Origin of the sequence: Castellaniella defragrans (assembly GCF_014203015.1) — a bacterium.
GTDB classification, from domain to species: domain Bacteria; phylum Pseudomonadota; class Gammaproteobacteria; order Burkholderiales; family Burkholderiaceae_B; genus Castellaniella; species Castellaniella defragrans.
Map to the genome: position 1 here is coordinate 102,779 of NZ_JACHIB010000002.1, position 21,701 is coordinate 124,479.

A 21,701-nucleotide genomic window follows, 5' to 3' on the forward strand; every position below is an offset into this window, starting at 1 on the left:
CCCCCATGGACCTGTCGGGCAAACGCATCATCCTGGGGCTGACGGGCGGCATCGCCTGCTACAAGTCGGCCGAACTGCTGCGCCGCATGCAGGACGAGGGCGCCACGGTGGACGTGGTGATGACCGAGGCCGCCACCCGCTTCATCACGCCGGCCACGATGCAGGCCCTCTCGGGCCGCCCCGTCTGGGTGGACGCCTGGGACGCGCGCATGGACAACCGCATGGCGCACATCAATCTCACGCGCGGCGCCGACGCGGTCCTGGTGGCGCCGGCCAGCACCGATTTCCTGGCGCGCGCCGCCCTCGGCCTGGCCGACGACCTGCTGACCACGCTGTGCGTGGCGCGCGGCGCCGTGCCGCTGCTGGCCGCGCCGGCCATGAACCACGAAATGTGGACCCACCCGGCCACCCAGCGCAACGCGGCGCAGCTGCGCGCCGACGGCGTGACGCTGATCGGCCCGGACGCCGGCCCGCAGGCCTGCGGCGAGACCGGCTCGGGCCGCATGATGGAGCCCGACCGGATCCTGCGCGCCCTGATCGCCTTCTTCCAGCCCAAGACGCTGGCGGGCCGCCGCGTGCTGCTCACGGCCGGCCCCACCAGCGAGACCATCGATCCGGTGCGGGTGCTCACGAACCGCTCGTCCGGCCGCATGGGCTACGCCCTGGCCCGGGCGGCGGCCGAGGCCGGCGCGACAGTGACCCTGGTGTCCGGCCCCGTCGCGCTGCCCTGCCCCGACGGCGTCGAGCGCATCGCCGTGCGCAGCGCCGCCGACATGCACGCCGCCGTGATGGCGCGGGCGGGCGGCGCCGACCTGTTCATCGCCGTGGCGGCCGTGGCCGACTGGGGCATCGCCAACCCTTCCTCCCTCAAGCTCAAGAAGCAGCCCGGCGGCCAGCCGCCGCAACTGGAATTCGTCCAGAACCCCGACATCCTGGCCGAGGTCGCCGCCCTGCCCGGCGGCCCCTGGTGCGTGGGCTTCGCCGCCGAGACCGACCACCTGGCCGAGCACGCCCAGGCCAAGCGCGCGCGCAAGGGCATCCCCGCCATCGTCGGCAATCTGGCCCAGGAATCCATGGACGCCGAGGACACCGAACTGGTGATCTTCGACGAGACGGGCGCCCACCCCCTGGCGCGGCAGCCCAAGCTGCACGCCGCCCGCGCGCTGGTCGCCTGGATCGCCGGGCGCCTGCCGCCCCGCTGAGCCCCCGCGATCCGCCCGCCGCGCGGCGGGCCGCGTCCCGCTTTTTCCGGCCGCGACCGCGCCCCGCTTTTCTTCACCACGGACCTTCATCACCATGCAACGACGTCTCATCCAGGCCCGCATCGTCAACCCCCTGCTGGGCACGGACGCGATCCCCCTGCCCGACTACGCCACCGGCGGCTCCGCCGCCCTGGACCTGCGCGCCTGCCTGGAAGCGCCCGTCACCCTGGCGCCCGGCGCGCGCCTGCCCGTGCCCACCGGGCTGGCGCTGAACATGATGGATCCCGGCCTGGTGGCGATCGTGGCCTCGCGCTCGGGCCTGTCGCTCAAGCACGGCATCCGCGTCGCCCAGGGCATCGGCGTCATCGACGCCGACTACCATGGGGAAATCAAGGTCCTGCTCGCCAACGACGGCGACGCGCCCTACGCCATCCAGCCGGGCGAACGCATCGCGCAGCTGCTGTTCCAGCCGGTCGTGCAGGTGGGGCTGCACCTGGTCGGGGCCTTCGACACGGCCACCGAACGCGGCGAAGGCGGCTTCGGCAGCACCGGCCGGCACTGAGCTTCCGGCGTCATCGCCGACGCCCTGCCGAAGCGTCCGTCCGTCCCCGCCCCGCGCGGGCGGGCGAAGGATCAGGGTTTATCCTGATATCCGATCAAGAACACCGGCGCCGGCATCCGGGCTGGACCGGCGGGACGGCCGATCCGGCCCTTCCTTTTCGCGCCGGGGCGGCGCCCCGGCGCAGGCCGGCCATTCCCATGCCGGGAATAATTCCATTTGAATTTCAATGGCTTGGATCATTGCTGCCGGCATTTTTCCACCCTGGACGCATCAGGGTTTATCCCAGTTCGTACAAAAAATATTATCAATATATTATTAAGCCAGTCCAAAATGAGGGGATCGGCCGCAGGCCTCGCAGTCCCTTATCTAGGCGATATCCCTGGTTGCACTAGCGGATTTCAGATGGTTATACTTCGCCCGTCTTTCGGGTTGCCCCTTTTTCCTTCCGTAAAGGTTTTACCTGATTGACAGGGTTAACCAACCCCTTCGCACGACCGCGCCGTTCCCATCCGGCGGCGCGGCCCGAGAAGGCCGGCCTCCTTCCCACCGAGACAAGGGAATCCCCCGGGAATGGGGCCGCTTGCATCGCACACGCTCTACCCGACCCACCCCAGCGATTGGATCCGTCACAAAGGAGAATCCAGACATGAGCAGGCTGACCAAACTTTCCACCCTCACCGCAGCGATCCTGCTGGCGACCGGCGCCGGAACGGCGTTCGCCGCCGACGGCCCCATCAAGATCGGCGTGCAGGCCCCCATCACCGGCGAATACGCCGCCGAGGGCCAGGGCATCGAGAACGGCGTCCAGCTGCTGGTCAAGCAGCAGAACGCGGCGGGCGGCCTGCTGGGCCGCCAGATCCAGGTGATCGTGTGCGACGACGAAGGCAAGGCCTCGCAGGCCGCCATCTGCGGCCGCAAGCTGGTGAACGACGGCGTGATCGCGGTGATCGGCACCTACACCAGCGGCGCCGCCCTGGCCGCCGCGCCGATCTATTCGGCCGCCAACGTCATCCAGACCTCCGACGGCACCAGCGACGAACTCACCCAGCGCGGCTGGAAGACCTTCTTCCGCAACGCGCCGCCCAACAGCGACGAAGCCGTCTTCGCCGCCAACTACATGGTCAACGTCAAGAAGTACCAGCGCATCGCGGTGCTGAGCGACCACTCCAGCTACGCCACCGGCCTGGCCCAGAGCGTCAAGAAGGCGGTCCAGGACCAGAAGGGCAACCTCGTGGCCGAGGACTTCATCAACGCCGGCACCCAGGACTACAGCGCCGTGCTGACCAAGCTGAAGTCCAAGAACCCGGACGCGCTGTTCTTCTCGGGCTACTACACCGACGGCGGCCTGATCCGCGCCCAGATGAAGCAGCTCGGCATGAACGCGGTCTTCATCGGCGGCGACGCCAACCAGAACGCGGCCTTCGCCAAGATCGCCGGCAACGCGGCCCAGGGCGCCATCATCGTCAACGTCCCCGCCCCGGAAAACCTGCCCTATCCGGAAGCCAAGAAGTTCCTGGCCGACTACACCCAGGCCTTCGGCTCGGCGCCTCCCAGCATCTACACCTTCACCAACGCCGACGGCCTGCGCGCGGTCTTCGCCGCCATCGAGGCCACCAAGAGCACGGACACCGCCAAGCTCATCCCCTGGCTGCACGACATGAAGCAGCCCTTCCCCGGCCTGACCGGCCCCTTCACCTGGGATGACAAGGGCGAACGCATCGGCAGCCCGATGTCGGCCTTTGAAGTCCAGGCCGACGGCAGCTACAAGACCGTCTACCCGACGAACTGAGCCTGCCGCACCACGGCGCCCGCGCCCCCCGCGGGCCGGGCGCCGCCCTTTTCGCCACGCCCGGTCCCGGGCGGCGCGCCTGCCGCGACGCGGCTCTCTCTGGAAACCGATCGATGGACTTTATCCTCCAGCAATTCATCAATGGGGTGACGGTCGGCGGCATCTACGCGCTGATCGCGCTGGGCTACACCATGGTCTACGGGGTGCTCAAGCTGATCAACTTCGCCCACGGCGACCTGTGCATCCTGGGCGCCTTCATCGGCCTGACCACCCTCACCTCCGGCGTCTTCGCCGGCCTGTCCACGCCGGTCCTGCTGGTCCTGGCGTTCCTGATCGCCATGATCGTGGTGGCCGTGGCCGGCACGCTGCTCGACCAGTTCGCCTACAAGCCCCTGCGCAAGGCGCCGCGCCTGTCGGCCGTGGTCTCGGCCCTGGGCGCCTCGATGCTGATCCAGAACGGCATCATGCTGATCTGGAGCCCGAACGTCCAGGTCTTCCCCAGCAACCTCCTGCCCAACATCAACTGGGAGATCGGCGGCGCCCACATCAGCTTCGTGCAGCTGCTGATCATCGTCGGCGCCTTCGTGCTGATGGCCGCGCTGTACTTCTTCGTGCACCACACCCGCGTGGGCACCGCCATCCGCGCCACCGCCATCGACCAGGACGCCGCGCGCCTGATGGGGGTCAACGTCAACCGCGTGATCGCCATGGTCTTCATCATCGGTCCGGTCCTGGGCGCGGTGGGCGGCCTGTTCATCGGCCTGTACTACCGCCAGACCTACTTCACCATGGGCTGGTCCTACGGCCTGAGCGCCTTCATCGCGGCCATCATCGGCGGCATCGGCAACATTCCCGGCGCCATGCTGGGCGGGCTGGTGCTGGGCCTGTTCAATGCCTTCGCCGCCGGCTACGTCTCCAGTTCCTGGCAGGACGCCATCACCTTCGCCCTGCTGATCGGCATCCTTCTGGTGCGCCCCACGGGCCTGCTGGGCGAACGCGTCGCGGAAAAGGTGTAATCCATGGACAAACACATGAAACAAGCCACTCCGGCCGCCCGCGCGGACCGGGCCCGCGCGCTGCGCCTGGCCGGCCCCGCCCTGTGGGCGCTGGGCCTGCTGATCCCGCAGCTGCTCTCGCCCGCCTGGATCACCATCGGCGGCATCTTCGCCATCTATTCCATCGTCGCCCTGTCCCAGGACATCGTGCTGGGCCGCGCCGGGATGTACGACATGGGGCACGCGGTCTTCTTCGGCATCGGCGCCTACACCTGCGCGATCCTGTCGCTGTCGTTCAACTGGCCCGTGCTCTGGACCATCCCGGTGGCCATCGTGCTGGCGGCGGCCCTGGGCGCGATCCTGTCGGCGCCCATCGTCAAGCTGCGCGGCGACTACCTGCTGGTGGTCACGATCGGCTTCAACGCCATCTTCGTGCTGGCCATGCAGAACAACCTGTTCGGCCTGACCGGCGGCGCCGACGGCCTGTTCGGCGTGAGCGGCCCGACGCTCTTCGGCCACATGTTCGGCACGCAAAGCGACCTGTTCTACCTGAACTGGGTCGTGCTGGCCGTGGTGCTGTGGCTGATGGGCAACCTGGACCGCTCGGCGCTCGGGCGCACCTTCCGCTACATCAAGCACGACGAGCTGGCGGCCGGCACCCTGGGGGTCAACGCCCGCAACTACAAGGTCGCCGCCTTCGCGCTGTCGGCCGGGCTGGCCGGGCTGGCCGGCACGCTGTTCGCCATGCAGCTCTCGGCCGTCAGCCCCGGTTCGTTCCGCTTCACCGATTCGGTGGTGCTGTTCGCCATCGTGCTGGTCGGCGGCCAGGCCTCCGTGCCCGGCGTGCTGCTGGGCACCGCCATGATGTTCGTGGTGCCGCAGATCTTCACCGAATTCGCCCAATACCGCTATCTGGCCTTCGGCGTGGCGATGATCCTCGTCATGATCCTGCGTCCGCAGGGCATCTGGCCGGCTCGCAAGGGGATCGCATGATGAATACCGCCGTTTCCCGCCCGTCCGGCGACGGGTCCGACGTCCTCCTCGAACTCGACGGCATCGGCATCAGCTTCGGCGGCCTGCGCGCGGTCGACGACCTCAGCTTCAAGATCCGGCGCGGCGAGATCGTCGGCCTGATCGGCCCCAACGGCGCGGGCAAGACCACGGTGTTCAACATGATCACCGGCGTCTACCGGCCCACCGACGGCCACATCCGCTGGCATGGCCGCGACATCACGGGGCTCGCGCCGCACCGCATCGCCGAGGCCGGCATCCGCCGCACCTTCCAGACCATCCGCCTGTTCCAGGACATGACGGTGCTGGAAAACGTGATCGCCGGCCAGCACCTGCGCATGCGCCAGTCCTGGTGGCAGGGCCTGCTGAACACGCCCGCCCAGCGCCGCGAGGAACGCGAGCTGGTCGAGCGGGCCATGGCGGTACTGCGCCAGCTCGGCCTGGCCGACGTGGCCCAGGAGATCGCCACCTCCCTGCCCTACGGCGCCCAGCGCCGCGTCGAGATGGCGCGCACGCTGGTGGCCGAGCCCGAGCTCGTCATCCTGGACGAGCCGGCGGCCGGCCTGAACGAACAGGAATCGGCCGCGCTGAACGACACCATCCGCGCCATCCGCGACTCCGGCATCACCGTGATCCTGGTGGAGCACGACATGAGCGTGGTGATGAACGTCACCGACAACATCGTCGTGATCAACTTCGGCAAGAAGATCGCCGAGGGCAAGCCCGCCGAGATCCGCAGCAACCCGCTCGTCATCGAGGCCTACCTGGGCCAGGACGACGACGAGGACGACCCGCTGATGAACGCCGTACAAGACCAGGTGAACGCATGACCGCTCCTCTGCTCCAGATCGAAGACCTGCGCGTCAGCTACGGTCACATCCAGGCCCTCAAGGGCATTTCCCTGCACGTCCAGGAAAAGGAGGTGGTGGCCATCCTGGGCGCCAACGGCGCCGGCAAGACCACGCTGATGCGCACCCTGAGCGGCCTGATCACGCCGCAGTCGGGCAAGATCACCTTCGCCGGGCACGACACCACCCGCATGGGCGCCGACCGCATCGTGCGCCTGGGCATCGGCCAGTCTCCCGAAGGCCGGCGCGTGTTCGGCACCCTCTCGGTGGAGGAAAACCTGCGCATGGGCGGCTTCACGCGGCCGGCGGGCGAAACCGAGGCAAGCTGCGAGCACGTCTACAAGATCTTCCCGCGCCTGTACGAACGCCGCGCCCAGCTCGCCGGCACGCTGTCGGGCGGCGAGCAGCAGATGCTCGCCATCGGCCGCGCCCTGGTGACCAAGCCGCGCCTGCTGCTGCTCGACGAGCCCAGCCTGGGCCTGGCGCCGATCATCGTGCGCAACATCTTCCAGGTGCTGCGCGAGGTGCGCGACACCGGCGTCACCATCCTGATCGTGGAACAGAACGCCCGCATGGCGCTCAAGCTGGCCGACCGCGGCTACGTGCTGGAGGTCGGCAAGCTCTCGCACGAAGGCTCCTCGCGCGAGCTGCTGTCCTCGCCGGAGATCCAGGCGGCCTATCTGGGGCACTGACGCGACACCGACGCCCGCCGCGGCACAAGGAAACCATGCTCTCGCTGACCTGTCTGGGGGGCGCCGGTACCGTCACCGGCTCCAAGCATCTGCTGAGCCACGGCGACACCCGCCTGCTGGTGGACTGCGGCCTGTTCCAGGGCCTGAAAAACCTGCGCGAACTCAACTGGCAGCCCCTGCCGCTGCCGCCCGCCGACATCGACGCGGTGGTGCTGACGCACGCCCACCTCGACCACTGCGGCTACCTGCCGCGCCTGGTGATCGACGGGTTCAAGGGCCGCATCCACGCCACGCCCGCCACACGCGACGTGGCCGAGCTGATCCTGCTGGACAGCGCCAGCCTGCAGGAAAAGGACGCCGAATTCTCCAATCGCAAGGGCTTTTCCAAGCATGCGCCGGCCCTGCCGCTCTACCGCGTGATCGACGCCGAACGCGCCATGGCGCGCTTTTCCGACGTCCCGCTGCACCGGACGATCGCGCTGCCCGGCGGCGCCCGGCTGACCCTGCGCCGCGCCGGCCACATCCTGGGGGCCACGACCGCGCAGATCGACATCGGCGGCCGGCGCGTGGTCTTTTCCGGCGATCTCGGCCGCTACGGCGATCCGGTGATGCACGACCCCGAGCCCGTGCCGCACGCCGACTACGTCGTCATCGAATCCACCTACGGCAACCGGCGCCACGATCCCACCGATCCCGTCGAGGCCCTGGGCGCCGTCATCGAGCGCACCGTGCGGCGCGGCGGCACCGTGGTCATCCCCGCCTTCGCCGTGGGCCGGGCGCAGACCCTGATCCACGCGCTCTGGAAGCTGCGCCAGGCCGGCCGGCTGCAGAACATCCCCGTCTACCTCGACAGCCCCATGGCGGCCAGCGCCACCGCGCTGCTGGACCGGCATGCCGGGGAGCACAAGCTCGCCCCGCGCGACTACGAGGCCGCCTGCGCGGCCGTGACCTACGTGCGCGACGTCGAGGGCTCCAAGGCGCTGTCGGCCAATCGCTACCCCAAGATCATCCTCTCGGCCAGCGGCATGGCGACCGGCGGCCGGGTGCTGCACCACATCGCCGCCTTCGGCACCGACCACCGCAACACCCTGCTCTTCTCCGGCTTCCAGGCCGCCGGCACGCGCGGGCGCAAGCTGCTCAACGGCGCCACCGAGACCCGGATCCACGGGCAGTGGATCCCCATCGAGGCGGAAGTCGCCGAGCTGCCCATGCTGTCGGCGCACGCCGACAGCGACGAGCTCCTGCGCTGGCTGTCCGGCTTCCGCGAGCCGCCCCGGCGGCTCTTCATCGTCCACGGCGAGCCGGAAGCCTCCGAGGCCCTGCGCGAGCGCGTCCTGCGCGAACTCGACTGGCAGGTCACCGTGCCGCTGCAGAACCAGACGTACGCGCTGTAGGCCGGACGGCGCCCGCGGCCGACGGCCGACGGCCTGCGCATCGTGCAAGCCGCGGCGCGGACTCCGCGGCCCGCGCATCGGCCGGGCGGCGCATTGGGTTATGCTGTGGGTCCTACCTCGCACACTCACAGGAACATCCCATGACCCAAGCCTCCGCCCGCCATATCCTGGTCGACAGCGAAGAACAGTGCCTGAAGCTGAAGGCCGACATCGAAGGCGGCGCCGATTTCGCGGCCGTCGCCCGCGAGCATTCCAGCTGCCCGTCCAGCCGCGACGGCGGCAACCTGGGCACCTTCGGCCGCGGCCAGATGGTGCGCGAATTCGACGAGGTCGTCTTCAGCGCGCCGGTGGGCGTGGTCCAGGGGCCGGTCCGCACCCAGTTCGGCTACCACCTGGTGGAAGTGACCGACCGGCAGGACTGATCAGAGGACTGTCGCAGCCCCCCACCTCGCCGCTTGCAAGCGGCTCGGATTCGACAGGCTGGGAATGGTCCGCAGGGACCATTCCCAGTCCAGTCTCATCCCACCATCATCAAGCTGGCATTGCCGCCGGCGGCGGCGGTGTTGACGCAGACCGAGACTTCGCGGACCAGCATTTCCAGCGGATAGGTCTTGCCGGCCGACAGCTCGTCGACGCGGCGGGCCAGGACGGGGACGATCGGGCCGGGCCGGCCGACGATCGCGCGCGACAGCGCCTGCAGGCCGTCGCTGTCGCCCTCGTAGAGCACCGCCTGGAAGTCGGCCGTGGCGACGGCCTCGGGCGCGACCCAGCGCACGGCGGCGCCCGCCGGGCGCGCCGCGTGGAAGGCGCGCACTTCCGGATGATCCACCCACAGCATCTCGTTGCCCGTGCGGTGGCAGGCCTCCATCTGGGCCTGCGCGCCGGCCGCGCTGGCCGCGTGGCACAGCACCGTGCCGCGCGGCTTCAGGTGGTACTGGTTGGTCTCGCCGGTGGGGCCGGGCAGCGTCAGCGGCCGCGCGCCCTTGCCCACCACGCCCTCGACCGGCAGGGTGCCGGGCGCGTCGGCCAGCAGGCGGTGCAGGTACAGCGGGCCGCCCGCCTTCGGGCCGGTGCCCGACAGGCCCTCGCCGCCGAAGGGCTGCACGCCCACGGTGGCGCCGACGATGTTGCGGTTGACGTAGACGTTGCCCGCATGGATGCGCTCGATGACGTGGCGCACGGTCTCGTCCAGGCGGGTATGCACGCCGAAGGTCAGGCCGTAGCCGCGGCCGTTGATGGCGTCGATCACCGCATCCAGATCCTGGCGGCGGTAGCGCAGCACGTGCAGCACGGGGCCGAAGACCTCGCGCTCCAGCTCGGCGATGTCGGCGATCTCGATCAGGGTGGGCGCCACGAAGGTGCCGTGGCGCGTCTGCGCCTCGTCGAGCGCATGGCGGTCGACGGCATGGCCGGCCGCCTGCATGGCCTGGACGTGGCGCTCGATCACGGCGCGGGCCTCGGCGTCGATCACCGGGCCGATGTCGGTGGACAGCAGCTCGGGACGGCCCACGCGCAGTTCGTTCATGGCGCCGCGCAGCATCGCCAGCGTGCGGTCGGCGCAGTCCTCCTGCACGCACAGCACGCGCAGCGCGGAACAGCGCTGGCCGGCCGAGTCGAAGGCCGAGCTGAGCACGTCGTAGACGACCTGCTCGGTGAGCGCCGAGGAATCCACGATCAGCGCGTTCTGCCCGCCGGTCTCGGCGATCAGCGGGACCGGGTGGCCGGCGCCGTCCAGGCGTTCGGCCAGGGTGGCGGCGATCAGCCGCGCGACCTCGGTGGAGCCGGTGAACAGCACGCCGCGCACCGCCGGGCTGGCGACCAGGGCCGCGCCCACGGTCTCGCCGCGGCCCGGCAGCAGCTGCACCGCATCGGCCGGGATGCCGGCACGATGCAGCACCGACACGCCGTAGGCGGCGATCAGCGCGGTCTGCTCGGCCGGCTTGGCCAGCACGACGTTGCCGGCGGCCAGGGCGGCCGCGACCTGGCCGGTGAAGATCGCCAGGGGGAAGTTCCAGGGGCTGATGCACAGCACCGGGCCCAGCGGCCGGTGGCTGTCGTTGGAGAAGGATTCCTCGATCCGGACGGCGTAGTAGCGCAGGAAATCGACCGCCTCGCGCACCTCGGCGATGGCGTTGGGGAAGGACTTGCCCGCCTCGCGCACGATCAGGCCGATGGCCGACTGCATCTCGTCTTCCATCAGCTGGGCGGCATGCCGCAGGCACTGGGCCCGCTCGGCGGGCGGCGTGGCCTGCCAGATCGGCGCGGCGTACTCGGCCCGCCCGAGGGCGGCCCGGACGTCGTCCTCGTCGGCTTCGATCACCTGGCCGACCACGTCGCGGCGGTCCGCCGGGTTGAGCACGGGCCGGGCGCGCTCGCCGCGCCATTCGCCGGGCGGCGCGGCGCGCCAGTCCTGCGCGGCGGCGCCCAGCAGCGCGGCCGCCAGGGAGCCCAGGCGATGCTCGTTGCTGAGGTCCAGGCCGGCCGAATTGGCGCGGTCCTCGTGCGCCCGGTACAGGTCGCGCGGCAGGGGAATGCGCTCGTGCGGCGCCCCCAGGGGCTGGATGGCGCGGGCCTTGCGGACCGGGTCGGCCACCAGGGCGTCGATGGGCAGGTCGCGGTCGCCGATCTGGTTGACGAAGGAGGTGTTGGCGCCGTTTTCCAGCAGGCGGCGCACCAGGTAGGCCAGCAGGGTCTCGTGCGTGCCCACGGGAGCGTAGACGCGGCAGGGCCGGTTCAGGCGGCCCTTGGAGACCGGGCCGACGACCTCCTCGTACAGCGGCTCGCCCATGCCGTGCAGGCACTGGAATTCATACTGCCCGGGGTAGTAGTTTTCGCCCGCCATGTAGTAGATGGAGGCCAGCGTCTGGGCGTTGTGCGTGGCGAACTGGGGAAAGACGGCTTCCGGGGCGGACAGCAGCTTGCGCGCGCAGGCCAGGTAGGACACGTCGGTATGGATCTTGCGCGTGTAGACCGGATAGCCTTCCAGGCCGTCGACCTGGGCGCGCTTGACCTCGGAATCCCAGTAGGCGCCCTTGACCAGGCGGACCATCAGGCGGTGCTTGCTGCGGCGCGCCAGGTCGATCACGAAATCGATCACGAAGGGCGCGCGCTTCTGGTAGGCCTGGATGACGAAGCCGATGCCGTTCCAGCCGCGCAGGCGCTCGTCGAAGCACAGGGCTTCCAGCAGGTCCAGGGACAGCTCCAGGCGGTCGGCCTCCTCCGCGTCGATGTTCAGGCCGATGTCGTAGCGGCGCGCCAGCGCGGCCAGCCCGACCATGCGCGGCAGCAGCTCTTCCATGACCCGGTCGCGCTGGGCGCGCGAATAGCGCGGATGCAGCGCCGAGAGCTTGATGGAGATGCCCGGGCCTTCGTAGATCCCGCGTCCCTGGGAGGCCTTGCCGATGGCGTGGATGGCCTGCTCGTAGGACTGGTAGTAGCGCGCGGCGTCCTCCGCCGTGGTGGCGGCCTCGCCCAGCATGTCGTAGGAATAGCGGAAGCCGATGTCCTCGAACTTGCGGCTGTTGGCCAGGGCCGAGGAAATCGTCTGGCCGGTGACGAACTGCTCGCCCATCAGGCGCATGGCCATGTTCACCCCGCGCCGGATCAGCGGCTCGCCGCCCTTGGCGATCAGGCGTGTCAGGGCCTGGGACAGGTTCTGCTCGCTGTTGACGCTGACCAGCTTGCCGGTGACCAGCAGGCCCCAGGTGGCCGCGTTGACGAACAGCGAACGGGATTCGCCCACGTGCGCGCGCCAGTCGCCATGGCTGATCTTGTCGCGGATCAGGGCGTCGCGCGTGGCCTGGTCGGGAATGCGCAGCAGCGCCTCGGCCAGGCACATCAGGGCGACGCCTTCCTGGCTGGAGAGCGAGAATTCCTGGATCAGGCCTTCCACCCCGCCGCCCTTGCGCTTGTCGCGCAGGGTCTGGACCAGGCGCCGGGCCAGGGTCTCGACCCGCTCGGGCTGCGACGACTCGGCCTGGTCCACCAGCATGGCGACGCATTCCGGTTCCGGACGGCGGTAGGCGGCGGTGATGGCGGCGCGCAGCACGGACTGCGGCAGGACTTCCTGGGCGAACTCGTGGAACGGCGCCAGGGGCTCGGGTTCCACCGCGGACGCTTCCGTGGAATCGGCGTCCGCGCGCCGGTCGATCTCGGCGGGCACCTGGCCGCGCTCGATGGCCTCGATGTAGCTCAGCAGGGCCTGCTTGTGCAGCCAGTGCGGCGTGCAGCCCAGTGATTCCGCCAGGACCCGCAGGCGCTCGCGCAGCGCCTCATCGACCTTTACACCCAAGGTTACAGTAGCCATGTTCCAGGTATTCCACGTTGGTGTCGCCGGCCGGGGACCCGGCTCGCATCAGGCGCCATGCTAAAAGGTTGCACCTGAACCCGCCATTATGGTTAACCCGAAATCAGTCAGGTGCAACCGAATTCTGACACGGTTGGTTTTCCCTGTAAATCGGCCGTGGAATCCGAGGCCGCGGCGGCGATCAGGGCCGCCAGGCGGTCCAGCGCCCCGCGCTGTGCTTCCACCAGCGAGGCCACACCCGCGCCGGCGGGCAGGCGCACGGCGGCCCGGCACAGGCGGATGCGGTCGGCGCCCGGCGCGCGGTCCGTCCAGTCTGCCTCCAGCGCCACGAAGCGGTCCCAGACCATGTCGAAGCGGTCGATCCGCACTTCGATGCGCCGGGCGGGCCGGGATCCGGCGTCCGGCAGACGCTGCAGGTCGGCCGCGCCCAGCCGGCGGCCGACCTCGGCGGCCAGCGCATCGCGGATCTGGTCGCCCAGCGGCGCCGCCCAGAGCGAATCGTTCAGCACCTGCACCGCCGGGCCCCGGGCCGGGTCGCGCACCACCAGCTGGGGGCGCTCGGCCTCGGCCGGAATCCGCGCGACGGAGAGGCGCAGGCCGGTTCCGGCCGCCCGCGGAGCCGGGGACGCCGAGGCCGGCTGAACACCCCGATCCCCCTGGGCCGCCTGATCCCCCTGGGCCGCCCGGGCCGTGCCGGCCGTGGACGCCGGCAGGCCGGCCGCGGGCGCCGCCAGGCTGTAGTAGCGCGGCGGCGCCACCGCGCAGCCCGCCAGCAGGGCCGCCAGACCCAGCAGACGTCCCCAGGTCGAAATCGTCCCTCTTACGCTCATGATGCGCTCCTCATCCTCGTCAACGCAGCTCGTCGGGCGCACGCCCCCGGATCAGGGCGTCGGGGCGGGCCTGCAGCGCATCGGACAGCAGGCGCAGGGCGCGCGCCGCGCGGTCCAGTTCGCTCAGGGTGTCGCGCAGCCCGCCCAGCAGGGGCGCATCGGGCGCCAGCACCGCGCCGATGCGGTCCAGCGAATTGCTGGCCGAGTTCAGGGCCCGCGTCGCCTGGGGCGCCACCTGGGTGTCCAGGCGGCGCAGCAGGCGGTTCAAGGCCTCCAGGCTGGCGCTCAGGTCGCGCCCGATCGCATCGATCGGCACCTTGTCCAGCTTGGTGACGATATTGCCGAGCTGCCCTTGCAGCCGGTCGAAATCCCCCTGCACCGTGGGCACCAGGAAGCCGCTGCGGCTGGAGAGGTCGCCGGGGATCTTCGGCTCCGCATGGGCCTCGCCGGGGAAGAAGTCCAGCGCCACGTACTGCTGGCCGGTCAGCAGGCTGGCGGTGCGCAGCTGGGCCCGCAGGCCGCGTTCGATCAGCGGCTCGAGCAGCGCCTCGCCCTGCAGGCCGCCCGCCACGCCGTCGTGCAGCTGGCGGTAGGCGCTGCCGAAGCGCACCGGATAGAGCAGGCCCCGCACGCGGGAGAAGAAGCGCCGGCGCGCGCGGTCGAATTCCAGGTCGATGTCCACCACCTTGCCGATCGACATGCCGCGGAAATCGATGTCGGCGCCCACGCGCAGGCCCCGCACCGACTGGTCGAAGCGCAGTTCGACCGACACCGGATCGCCGTCCGGGTCGGCCAGGGCCTGGTCGCGCGAACCGAACAGTCGGTACTCGGCGCCCGCGGCGGCCGGCGTGCTGTCGGCGGGGCCGTCGTAGGAGCTGGACTCGTCGGCCTGGGCGAAGGCGATGCCGCCGTCCAGGATCGCCGCCAGGCCGCTGGTGCGCATCTGGACGCCGTCGGTCGATACCGTCAGGTCCACGCCGCTGTCGTTCCAGAAGCGCGTGTCCGGCGTCACGTAGCGGTCGTAGGGCGCCTCGACGAAGACGTGCAGGCCGACCGAGCGGCCGTCGGGCGCCATGTCGTAGCTGACGACGCGGCCGACCTCGATGCGGCGGTAATGGATGCGGGACCCCACGCGCAGCGAGCCCAGCGAATCCGCCCGCAGCACGTAGCGGGTGCCGACCTGGCCGCTGAGCACCTCCGGCGGGTTGGCCAGGCCCTCGAATTCGCGCACCGATCCGTCCTCGGACCGCGCGACGGGCGCATCCACGTCGATGTAGACCCCCGACAGCAGCGTGTCCAGCCCCGAGACGCCCGCGAGACTCACCTGCGGACGGACGATCCAGAACTTGGAGTCCTTCTGCGTGATGTATTCCGAGCCCTCGCGCCTGAGCTGCACGTCCACCAGCACGTGCTGGCGGTCTTCCGCCACGCGCACGTCGGACACCTCGCCCACCACCACGTCGCGGTAGCGCAGCTTGGTCTGGCCGGCCTCGACGCCGGCCGCCGACAGGAAGCTGATGGTGATCACCGGCCCGTTGCGCACCCAGACCGAGGCCAGCAGCGACAGCCCCACCGCCAGCGCCAGCAGGGGCACCAGCCAGACCCAGGACCAGCGCAGGGAGCGGCCCGGCCGGATGACGGGCGCCGCAGCGTCCCCGGAGGGGCGCGTGGCCCCGGCGGGATAGGCGCCTTCGGCGCCGGCTGGATCGTGCTCGGGGCGGGGCGGTGGGTCCTCAGTGTCCATGGGTCTCCTTTGCCGGCCGGGCGCCCCGCAGGACATCCCAGCCTCGACGCGGATCATAGCGCATGGCCGCCGCCATCGTGAGCACGACCACGGCGCCGAAATTCAGCGCGGCCGGCCCGACGCTGATCTGCGACAGGCCCGGGAAATTGGCCATGGCGGCCATCAGGACGACGACGAAGACGTCCAGCATGGACCACTGGCCGACGAATTCGACCCCGGCGTACAGCCGCGTGCGCTGCCGCTGGACCCGCGCGCCCAGGGGGCGGTCGCGCAGCAGCAGGAAGGCCAGCGCCAGCAGCTTGGTCACCGGCACCAGCACGCTGGCGACGAAGACGATCACCGCCAGGTCCCAGGAGCCGTAGCGCCAGAGCTCGATCACGCCGCCCAGGATGGTGTGGTTGCTGCGGCCCAGCGCGGTGCGGACCTCCATGATCGGCAGGAGATTGGCCGGAACGTAGAAGATGGCCGCCGCCAGCAGCAAGGCCCAGACCTGCGCCGCGCCGCCGTGGCGGGCGGGGCCCAGCGCCGCCCCGCAGCGCAGGCAGCGGCCGGAAGGCTGCGGGGGCTGGACGCAGCCGCAGGCGTCGCACACCCGGCCCCGCCCCTGCGCGCCGGACACCGGCACCAGGCCCGCGTCCTCGGCCTGGCGCCACAGGGCGTGCGCATCCCAGCGCCCCAGGCCGGTCAGCAGGAAGCAGAGCGCGAGAAAGCCCAGCAGGCCGGGCGCCACCTGCAGGTGCGCCAGGCCCGCGACCTTGACGACGGACACCAGGATGGCCAGGATCAGCACCGTCGCCATGGACCAGGGCGCCAGCCACCCCAGCACCCGCAGCGTGGGCCCCAGGTCGGGCGGCAGGCGCCGCGCGGCGATCGCCTGCATCACCCACAGCGTCAGCGCGATCTGCAGCAGCGGGAACCAGAATCCGGCCAGCCCGGTCATGACCGAGACGCCGTAATAGCCGCGATCCCAGCACAGGCGCAGCGCCTGCCAGTAGGTCAGGTCGAGGTCCAGGCCCTGGAGCGACACGCGGACGATGGGGAACCACTGGGCGATGGCGAACACCGCCAGGCAGGCCCAGGCGAGCGCGACCCATTGTTCCAGCGACAGCCAGCCGCGCCGGTACAGCACCGTGCCGCAGCAGCGGCATTCGGCCCTGCCGCGCGCGCCCGGGTCGAGCCGGACGTGCAGCGTGTCGCAATGAGGGCAGGCGATCAGGGGCCCGCGCGCCATCAGGGCCTGTTCATGCGGAGAGCCCTAGTCCACGAGCTCGGGCTCGGGCCGGGAAGGCTCCGGCACCACGCCCGGGCCCTCGTCGCCCTCGGGGAAGTTGAGCACCACCCGCTCCTGGGCATCCAGGTCGACCTCGACCCGCCCGCCGTGCACCAGGCGGCCGAACAGCAGCTCGTCGGCCAGGGCGCGGCGGATGGTGTCCTGGATCAGGCGCTGCATGGGCCGGGCGCCCATGGCCGGGTCGAAGCCGGCGCGCGCCAGATGATCGCGCAGCGCCTGGGTGAACACCACCTCGACGTGCTTGTCGTGGAGCTGGTCTTCGAGCTGCATGAGGAACTTGTCCACCACCTGCAGGATGACCTCGCGCGGCAGGGGCGAGAAGCCGATGATGGCGTCCAGCCGGTTGCGGAATTCGGGCGTGAACTGGCGCTTGATTTCCGCCATCTCGTCGCCCGTGCGCTGCGGCGCGGCAAAGCCGATGGCATTGCGGTTCAGCGTGTCGGCGCCCGCGTTGGTGGTCATCACCAGGATCACGTTGCGGAAATCCGCCTTGCGCCCGTTGTTGTCGGTGAGCGTGCCGTGGTCCATGACCTGCAGCAGGATGTTGTAGACGTCCGGATGCGCCTTTTCGATTTCGTCGAGCAGCAGCACGCAATGCGGCTGCTTGGTCACGGCCTCGGTCAGCAGGCCGCCCTGGTCGAAGCCGACGTAGCCCGGCGGCGCGCCGATCAGGCGCGACACGGTGTGGCGTTCCATGTATTCGGACATGTCGAAGCGCAGCAGTTCGATCCCCAGGACGAAGGCCAGCTGGCGCGCGACCTCGGTCTTGCCCACGCCCGTGGGGCCGGAAAACAGGAAGCAGCCGATGGGCTTGTCGGGGCGCCCCAGGCCCGAGCGCGCCATCTTGATCGAGGCGGCCAGGGCGGAGATGGCCTGGTCCTGGCCGAACACCACGGCTTTCAGGTCGCGCTCCAGCGTGGCGAGCTTGTTGCGGTCGTCCGTGGAGACGTTCTGCGGCGGGATGCGGGCGATGCGCGCGACGGTGGTCTGGATCTCGGCGCGGCCGATGAGCTTTTTCTGGCGCGACTTGGGCAGCAGGCGCTGGGCGGCGCCGGCCTCGTCGATCACGTCGATCGCCTTGTCGGGCAGGAAGCGGTCGCTGATGTGGCGCGCGGCCAGTTCCGCCGCCGCCGTGATCGCCGCCCCCGAGTAGCGCACCTGGTGGTGGGCCTCGAAGCGCGCCTTCAGGCCGCGCAGGATCTGGATGGTCTGCTCCACCGTGGGCTCGGGGATGTCGATCTTCTGGAAGCGCCGCGCCAGCGCGTGGTCCTTCTCGAAGACGCCGCGATATTCGGTGTAGGTGGTGGCCCCGATGCACTTCAGGTGCCCGGAGGACAGCGCCGGCTTGAGCAGGTTGGACGCGTCCAGCGTGCCGCCCGAGGCGGAGCCCGCGCCGATCAGCGTGTGGATCTCGTCGATGAACAGCACCGCGTGGCGGTTGTCCTTCAGGGTCTTGAGCACCAGCTTCAGGCGCTGCTCGAAATCGCCGCGGTACTTGGTGCCCGCCAGCAGCGCGCCCATGTCCAGCGCGTAGACCTGGGTCTGGTGCAGGACCTCGGGCACGTCGCCCTGGGTGATGCGCCAGGCCAGGCCTTCGGCGATGGCCGTCTTGCCGACGCCGGCCTCGCCCACCAGCAGGGGATTGTTCTTGCGCCGGCGGCACAGCACCTGGATGACGCGCTCGACCTCGTCCTCGCGGCCGATCAGCGGGTCGATGCGGCCCTTGAGGGCCTCGGCGTTGAGGTCCGTGGCGTAGGTTTCCAGGGGGGATTTCTGCTGCTCGGACTTGGGATCGGCCACGGGCGGCTCCAGGCGCGGATTGTCCGCGGCCGGCGGGTCCTCGGACACCTTGGTGATGCCGTGCGACAGGTAATTGACCACGTCCAGCCGGGACACGCCCTGCTGCACCAGGAAATACACCGCGTGCGAGTCCTTTTCGCCATACATGGCGACCAGCACGTTGGCGCCGGTCACGGCGTTCTTGCTGGAGCCGTTGGAGGACACGTGCATGATGGCGCGCTGGATCACCCGCTGAAACCCGAGCGTGGGCTGGGTATCGACGTCGCCCTCGCCGGGGAAGACCGGCGTGTTCTCGACGATGAATTTGCGCAGATCCTGACGCAGCAGCTCGATGTCCGCGGCGCAGGCGCGCAGGACTTCGACGGCCGAGGCATTGTCCAGCAAGGACAGCAGCAAGTGCTCCACGGTGATGAATTCGTGTCGGGCGGCGCGGGCCTCGACGAACGCCATGTGCAGGCTGACTTCGAGCTCTTCGGAAATCACGCTTCCTCCATTGCATATCGGAGCGGATCAAGCAATCCGTTATGCCTATTCTATGACTAAAACCGCCCGCCGTTTGAGGCTCCGGGGCTCGGGATCGTCCCTAAGCGCGGGCGCGAGGGGCGGAGAAGCGCCGATATGTCAGAAAATACCCCCACGCTGCGCAGCCTGCGGCCGCTTGCTGCCCCCAAGGGGGCGCTTTTTGCCTTGGGGCGGCCCGGCGTCAAAAAAAAGGCACAGGCTCCATCAGGCATTGCAGCGGATGCTGATCGGCATGGGCCAGGCGCAGCACGGCGTCGACCCGGGTGGCGGCCACGTCGCGCGTATAGATGCCACAGATGCCGCGGCCTTCGTGGTGGACCTGCAGCATGATGCGCTCGGCCTCTTCGCCGCCCTTGTGGAAGACTCGCTGCAGCACGTGCACCACGAAATCCATCGGCGTGTAGTCATCGTTCAGCAGCACGACCTGATACATCGGCGGCGGCGCGAGGCGCACCGGCGCGGTTTCACGCACCAGTTGCTGCTGATTTTGGATGTCGGTCGGCATGCGAATCAGAACCTAGTGGTTTCCATAGTTGACTGAATGACTTGGAATTCAGCATGATCGTCGTGTCCCGCAGGCCGCCCTCACGGATGGCCGGGGCCGTTCAAACCCCACACTATAGTCGAGAGGCAGTTTGCATGTCGGAATCCATCGAAAACACCGGAGAGTCACAAAAGCTGACAGGAACGGTCAAATGGTTCAATGACGCCAAGGGCTTTGGCTTCATTACCCCCGACAATGGGGGTGAAGACCTTTTCGCACATTTTTCGTCCATCCAGATGAACGGCTTCAAGACCCTGAAAGAAGGGCAGAAGGTCGTTTTCGATATCGCGCAGGGTCCGAAAGGCAAACAAGCCCTGAACATCACCGCCGCCTGATCGAGGCGCGGGTGTTCTTTTCCATTTTAACGCGATGCGGGGCCCGGGGCGGGCCCTGTTTTTTTGCCGCCGGGCCGTCCCAAGGCAAAAAGCGTCCCCGCCGGGAGCAGCGAGCGGCCGCAGGCTGCGCGGCGTGGGGGCCCTCTTTTGCCATCATCCTTGCCGACCTCGTCCTGGCGGGGTTGCCGTGCCTTCGGGCGGCGGCGCAGCCGCCCCTGCCCACCGTGGCGCTGCGCGTGGGCGGCCATCCGGTCCAGGCGGAATACGCCGCCACGCCCGAGGCCCTGCGCGAAGGGCTGATGCACCGGACCGCGCTGGCGGCCGATGCCGGCATGCTGTTCGAGCTGGGCGAGCCCGACATCCACTGCTTCTGGATGAAGAACACCCTCATCCCGCTGTCCATCGCCTTCATCGGCCGGGACGGGCGCATCGTGGACATCCAGGACATGCAGCCGCGCAGCCTGGAGCCGCACTGCCCGGCGGCGCCGGCGACCCAGGCCCTGGAAATGAACCAGGGCTGGTTCGCCCGGGCCGGGGTGCGCGCGGGCGACCGGGTGACGCGCTGAGCCGCCGCTTACGAGGCCGCGCTTTCCCGCTCCGCCGGCTCGCGGTCCGCGCGCCGGGCCATCACCGCCAGCGCCGCGAAGGCCAGCGCCAGCGGCACGAAGGACACCCACAGGACCACGTCCCAGCCGTAGGCCGCGAGCAGGCCGCCCGAAGAAAAAGAACCGACCGCCATCAGGCCGAAGACGATGAAGTCGTTGAGCGACTGCACCCGCGTCTTTTCTTCGGGCCGGTGACATTCGAGCACCAGGGTGGACGCGCCCAGGAAGCCGAAATTCCAGCCCAGCCCGAGCAGGATCAGCGTCGCCCAGAAATGCGCCACGTCCACGCCCCCCAGCCCGATCGCGGCCGACAGGCCGGTGAGCACCAGGCCCGCCGTCACCACGCGCCCGGCGCCCCAGCGCGCGATCAGGTCGCCGGTGAAGAAGCTGGGCCCGTACATGGCGATCACGTGCCACTGCAGGCCCCAGTTGGCCGATTCCTGGGAATGGCCGCACAGATGCATCGCCAGCGGCGCGGCCGTCATCAGGAAATTCATCAGCAGGTAGGACACCGCCCCACAGGTCGCCGCCGCGATGAAGCGCGGCTGGCGCGCGATCCGCCCCAGCGGCCGGCCGCCGGCGATCTCCTGCGTCGTGGGCAGCGGCAGCCTCACCCCCAGCAGGATGAGGGCGGACAGGGCCGCCACGACCGCCTGCATGAGGAAGGTGGCCGTGAAGCGATGCGGCGGCCACAGGTCCATGGTGTAGGTGACCAGTTGCGGTCCCACGACGCCCGCGGCGACGCCTCCGGCCATGACCAGCGAGAGCGCGCGGGCGCGCCGGCCGGGCGCGACGCCGTCGGCGGCCGCGAAGCGGAAGGACAGCACCACGGCCGCATAGCCGCCGCCGAAGAAGGTCCCCAGGCAGAACAGCCAGAACCATCCCAGCAGGACGGCGCACATGGCGAGCAGCCCCGCCAGCACGCCGGCGCCCGTGCCGGCCAGGAAGGCGGCGCGCCGGCCATGGCGCCGCGCGATCGCGCCCGCGGGCAGGATGCAGGCCGCCATCCCCACCACGAAGATGGAGATGGGCAGGGTCGCCAGCACCGGCGAGGGCGCGAGCTGGTCGCCGACGATGGCGCCGGTGGCGTAGACCACCACCGCGTTCGCGCCGGCCAGCGCCTGCGCGATGGCAAGCCGCCAGATGTTTCCGTTCTGGACTTCCACGGGCAGGAGGCCGGCGGAGTCGTGCGCGGATGCGGCCGAGCTGTCGTGCGTCATGCTCTTTCCGT

Annotated in this window: 18 protein-coding genes; 11 read left to right on the forward strand and 7 right to left on the reverse strand. The window is 70.0% G+C overall.

Features of this window, described 5'->3' with window-relative positions; translation table 11 throughout:
• Window positions 1-5 precede the first annotated feature (5 nt).
• The 9 genes from coaBC to HNR28_RS01710 all read left to right on the forward strand — a co-directional run bounded on the left by coaBC (window position 6) and on the right by HNR28_RS01710 (window position 8,915).
• The gene (coaBC, locus tag HNR28_RS01670; protein WP_151024565.1) at window positions 6-1,202 is read left to right on the forward strand and encodes a bifunctional phosphopantothenoylcysteine decarboxylase/phosphopantothenate--cysteine ligase CoaBC; all 1,197 of its coding nucleotides are present in this window, start codon (window positions 6-8) and stop codon (window positions 1,200-1,202) included.
• Between the two features lie 94 nt (window positions 1,203-1,296).
• Window positions 1,297-1,764 carry a dUTP diphosphatase gene (gene dut, locus HNR28_RS01675; RefSeq protein ID WP_151024564.1) on the forward strand — a complete coding sequence of 156 codons (468 nt, stop codon included), beginning with the start codon at window positions 1,297-1,299 and terminating at the stop codon, window positions 1,762-1,764.
• 646 nt (window positions 1,765-2,410) lie between these two features.
• Window positions 2,411-3,553: a branched-chain amino acid ABC transporter substrate-binding protein gene (locus HNR28_RS01680; RefSeq protein ID WP_151024563.1), complete on the forward strand. Its 1,143-nt coding sequence runs from the start codon at window positions 2,411-2,413 to the stop codon at window positions 3,551-3,553.
• Between the two features lie 113 nt (window positions 3,554-3,666).
• Window positions 3,667-4,569: a branched-chain amino acid ABC transporter permease gene (locus HNR28_RS01685; protein ID WP_043682984.1), complete on the forward strand. Its 903-nt coding sequence runs from the start codon at window positions 3,667-3,669 to the stop codon at window positions 4,567-4,569.
• 15 nt (window positions 4,570-4,584) lie between these two features.
• Window positions 4,585-5,541, forward strand: a complete 957-nt coding sequence (locus HNR28_RS01690) for a branched-chain amino acid ABC transporter permease (protein WP_052356081.1) — start codon at window positions 4,585-4,587, stop codon at window positions 5,539-5,541.
• Complete coding sequence (locus tag HNR28_RS01695; protein WP_322789572.1) at window positions 5,538-6,389, forward strand: ABC transporter ATP-binding protein; 852 nt, start codon at window positions 5,538-5,540, stop codon at window positions 6,387-6,389. The genes HNR28_RS01690 and HNR28_RS01695 overlap by 4 nt, the downstream gene beginning before the upstream one ends.
• A complete protein-coding gene (locus tag HNR28_RS01700; protein WP_043682987.1) occupies window positions 6,386-7,099 on the forward strand; it encodes an ABC transporter ATP-binding protein in 714 nt (237 codons plus the stop codon). Before HNR28_RS01695 ends, HNR28_RS01700 begins: the two co-directional genes overlap by 4 nt.
• Window positions 7,100-7,134: 35 nt before the next feature.
• The gene (locus HNR28_RS01705) at window positions 7,135-8,493 is read left to right on the forward strand and encodes an MBL fold metallo-hydrolase RNA specificity domain-containing protein (protein ID WP_151024562.1); all 1,359 of its coding nucleotides are present in this window, start codon (window positions 7,135-7,137) and stop codon (window positions 8,491-8,493) included.
• Window positions 8,494-8,633: 140 nt separating this feature from the next.
• Complete coding sequence (locus HNR28_RS01710) at window positions 8,634-8,915, forward strand: peptidylprolyl isomerase (RefSeq protein WP_043682991.1); 282 nt, start codon at window positions 8,634-8,636, stop codon at window positions 8,913-8,915.
• Between the two features lie 95 nt (window positions 8,916-9,010).
• Here the strand turns inward: HNR28_RS01710 and putA are convergent, their stop codons facing one another.
• The 6 genes from putA to clpS form a co-directional block, all read right to left on the reverse strand.
• Window positions 9,011-12,799, reverse strand: coding sequence for a trifunctional transcriptional regulator/proline dehydrogenase/L-glutamate gamma-semialdehyde dehydrogenase (gene putA / locus HNR28_RS01715; RefSeq protein WP_151024561.1), 3,789 nt, complete (start codon window positions 12,797-12,799; stop codon window positions 9,011-9,013).
• A 107-nt stretch (window positions 12,800-12,906) separates the two neighbouring features.
• Window positions 12,907-13,629: a PqiC family protein gene (locus HNR28_RS01720; RefSeq protein WP_151024560.1), complete on the reverse strand. Its 723-nt coding sequence runs from the start codon at window positions 13,627-13,629 to the stop codon at window positions 12,907-12,909.
• Window positions 13,630-13,648: 19 nt separating this feature from the next.
• On the reverse strand, window positions 13,649-15,373 hold the full coding sequence (locus HNR28_RS01725; protein WP_151024559.1) for a PqiB family protein: 1,725 nt from the start codon (window positions 15,371-15,373) through the stop codon (window positions 13,649-13,651).
• On the reverse strand, window positions 15,363-16,604 hold the full coding sequence (locus HNR28_RS01730) for a paraquat-inducible protein A (RefSeq protein WP_043683001.1): 1,242 nt from the start codon (window positions 16,602-16,604) through the stop codon (window positions 15,363-15,365). Before HNR28_RS01730 ends, HNR28_RS01725 begins: the two co-directional genes overlap by 11 nt.
• A 24-nt stretch (window positions 16,605-16,628) precedes the next feature.
• The gene (gene clpA, locus HNR28_RS01735) at window positions 16,629-18,947 is read right to left on the reverse strand and encodes an ATP-dependent Clp protease ATP-binding subunit ClpA (protein WP_043683004.1); all 2,319 of its coding nucleotides are present in this window, start codon (window positions 18,945-18,947) and stop codon (window positions 16,629-16,631) included.
• Window positions 18,948-19,167: 220 nt separating this feature from the next.
• A complete protein-coding gene (clpS, locus tag HNR28_RS01740) occupies window positions 19,168-19,491 on the reverse strand; it encodes an ATP-dependent Clp protease adapter ClpS (RefSeq protein WP_043683007.1) in 324 nt (107 codons plus the stop codon).
• Window positions 19,492-19,625: 134 nt separating this feature from the next.
• On the opposite strand from clpS, the gene HNR28_RS01745 reads away from it, so the two are divergent.
• Both HNR28_RS01745 and HNR28_RS01750 read left to right on the forward strand, forming a co-directional pair.
• Window positions 19,626-19,865 (forward strand): cold-shock protein, encoded by a 240-nt coding sequence (locus tag HNR28_RS01745; RefSeq protein ID WP_043683009.1) that lies wholly within the window; start codon window positions 19,626-19,628, stop codon window positions 19,863-19,865.
• Between the two features lie 182 nt (window positions 19,866-20,047).
• Entirely contained in the window at window positions 20,048-20,431 is a 384-nt protein-coding gene (locus tag HNR28_RS01750; RefSeq protein ID WP_244978159.1) for a DUF192 domain-containing protein, read from the forward strand.
• A gap of 8 nt (window positions 20,432-20,439) precedes the next feature.
• On the opposite strand, the gene HNR28_RS01755 is transcribed toward HNR28_RS01750, so the two are convergent.
• Window positions 20,440-21,690 carry an MFS transporter gene (locus HNR28_RS01755; protein ID WP_151024558.1) on the reverse strand — a complete coding sequence of 417 codons (1,251 nt, stop codon included), beginning with the start codon at window positions 21,688-21,690 and terminating at the stop codon, window positions 20,440-20,442.
• Between the last annotated feature and the right edge of the window lie 11 nt (window positions 21,691-21,701).

What these genes read in the sequence shown, in the direction of transcription:
- dut (WP_151024564.1), top strand. Translation starts at nt 1,297, where the DNA reads ATGCAACGACGTCTCATCCAGGCCCGCATCGTCAACCCCCTGCTGGGC.
- HNR28_RS01695 (WP_322789572.1), top strand. Translation starts at nt 5,538, where the DNA reads ATGATGAATACCGCCGTTTCCCGCCCGTCCGGCGACGGGTCCGACGTC.
- HNR28_RS01720 (WP_151024560.1), bottom strand. Translation starts at nt 13,629, where the DNA reads ATGAGCGTAAGAGGGACGATTTCGACCTGGGGACGTCTGCTGGGTCTG.
- HNR28_RS01700 (WP_043682987.1), top strand. Translation starts at nt 6,386, where the DNA reads ATGACCGCTCCTCTGCTCCAGATCGAAGACCTGCGCGTCAGCTACGGT.
- HNR28_RS01690 (WP_052356081.1), top strand. Translation starts at nt 4,585, where the DNA reads ATGAAACAAGCCACTCCGGCCGCCCGCGCGGACCGGGCCCGCGCGCTG.
- HNR28_RS01725 (WP_151024559.1), bottom strand. Translation starts at nt 15,373, where the DNA reads ATGGACACTGAGGACCCACCGCCCCGCCCCGAGCACGATCCAGCCGGC.
- HNR28_RS01745 (WP_043683009.1), top strand. Translation starts at nt 19,626, where the DNA reads ATGTCGGAATCCATCGAAAACACCGGAGAGTCACAAAAGCTGACAGGA.
- HNR28_RS01680 (WP_151024563.1), top strand. Translation starts at nt 2,411, where the DNA reads ATGAGCAGGCTGACCAAACTTTCCACCCTCACCGCAGCGATCCTGCTG.
- coaBC (WP_151024565.1), top strand. Translation starts at nt 6, where the DNA reads ATGGACCTGTCGGGCAAACGCATCATCCTGGGGCTGACGGGCGGCATC.
- HNR28_RS01710 (WP_043682991.1), top strand. Translation starts at nt 8,634, where the DNA reads ATGACCCAAGCCTCCGCCCGCCATATCCTGGTCGACAGCGAAGAACAG.
- putA (WP_151024561.1), bottom strand. Translation starts at nt 12,799, where the DNA reads ATGGCTACTGTAACCTTGGGTGTAAAGGTCGATGAGGCGCTGCGCGAG.
- clpS (WP_043683007.1), bottom strand. Translation starts at nt 19,491, where the DNA reads ATGCCGACCGACATCCAAAATCAGCAGCAACTGGTGCGTGAAACCGCG.
- HNR28_RS01685 (WP_043682984.1), top strand. Translation starts at nt 3,667, where the DNA reads ATGGACTTTATCCTCCAGCAATTCATCAATGGGGTGACGGTCGGCGGC.
- HNR28_RS01730 (WP_043683001.1), bottom strand. Translation starts at nt 16,604, where the DNA reads ATGGCGCGCGGGCCCCTGATCGCCTGCCCTCATTGCGACACGCTGCAC.
- HNR28_RS01755 (WP_151024558.1), bottom strand. Translation starts at nt 21,690, where the DNA reads ATGACGCACGACAGCTCGGCCGCATCCGCGCACGACTCCGCCGGCCTC.
- HNR28_RS01705 (WP_151024562.1), top strand. Translation starts at nt 7,135, where the DNA reads ATGCTCTCGCTGACCTGTCTGGGGGGCGCCGGTACCGTCACCGGCTCC.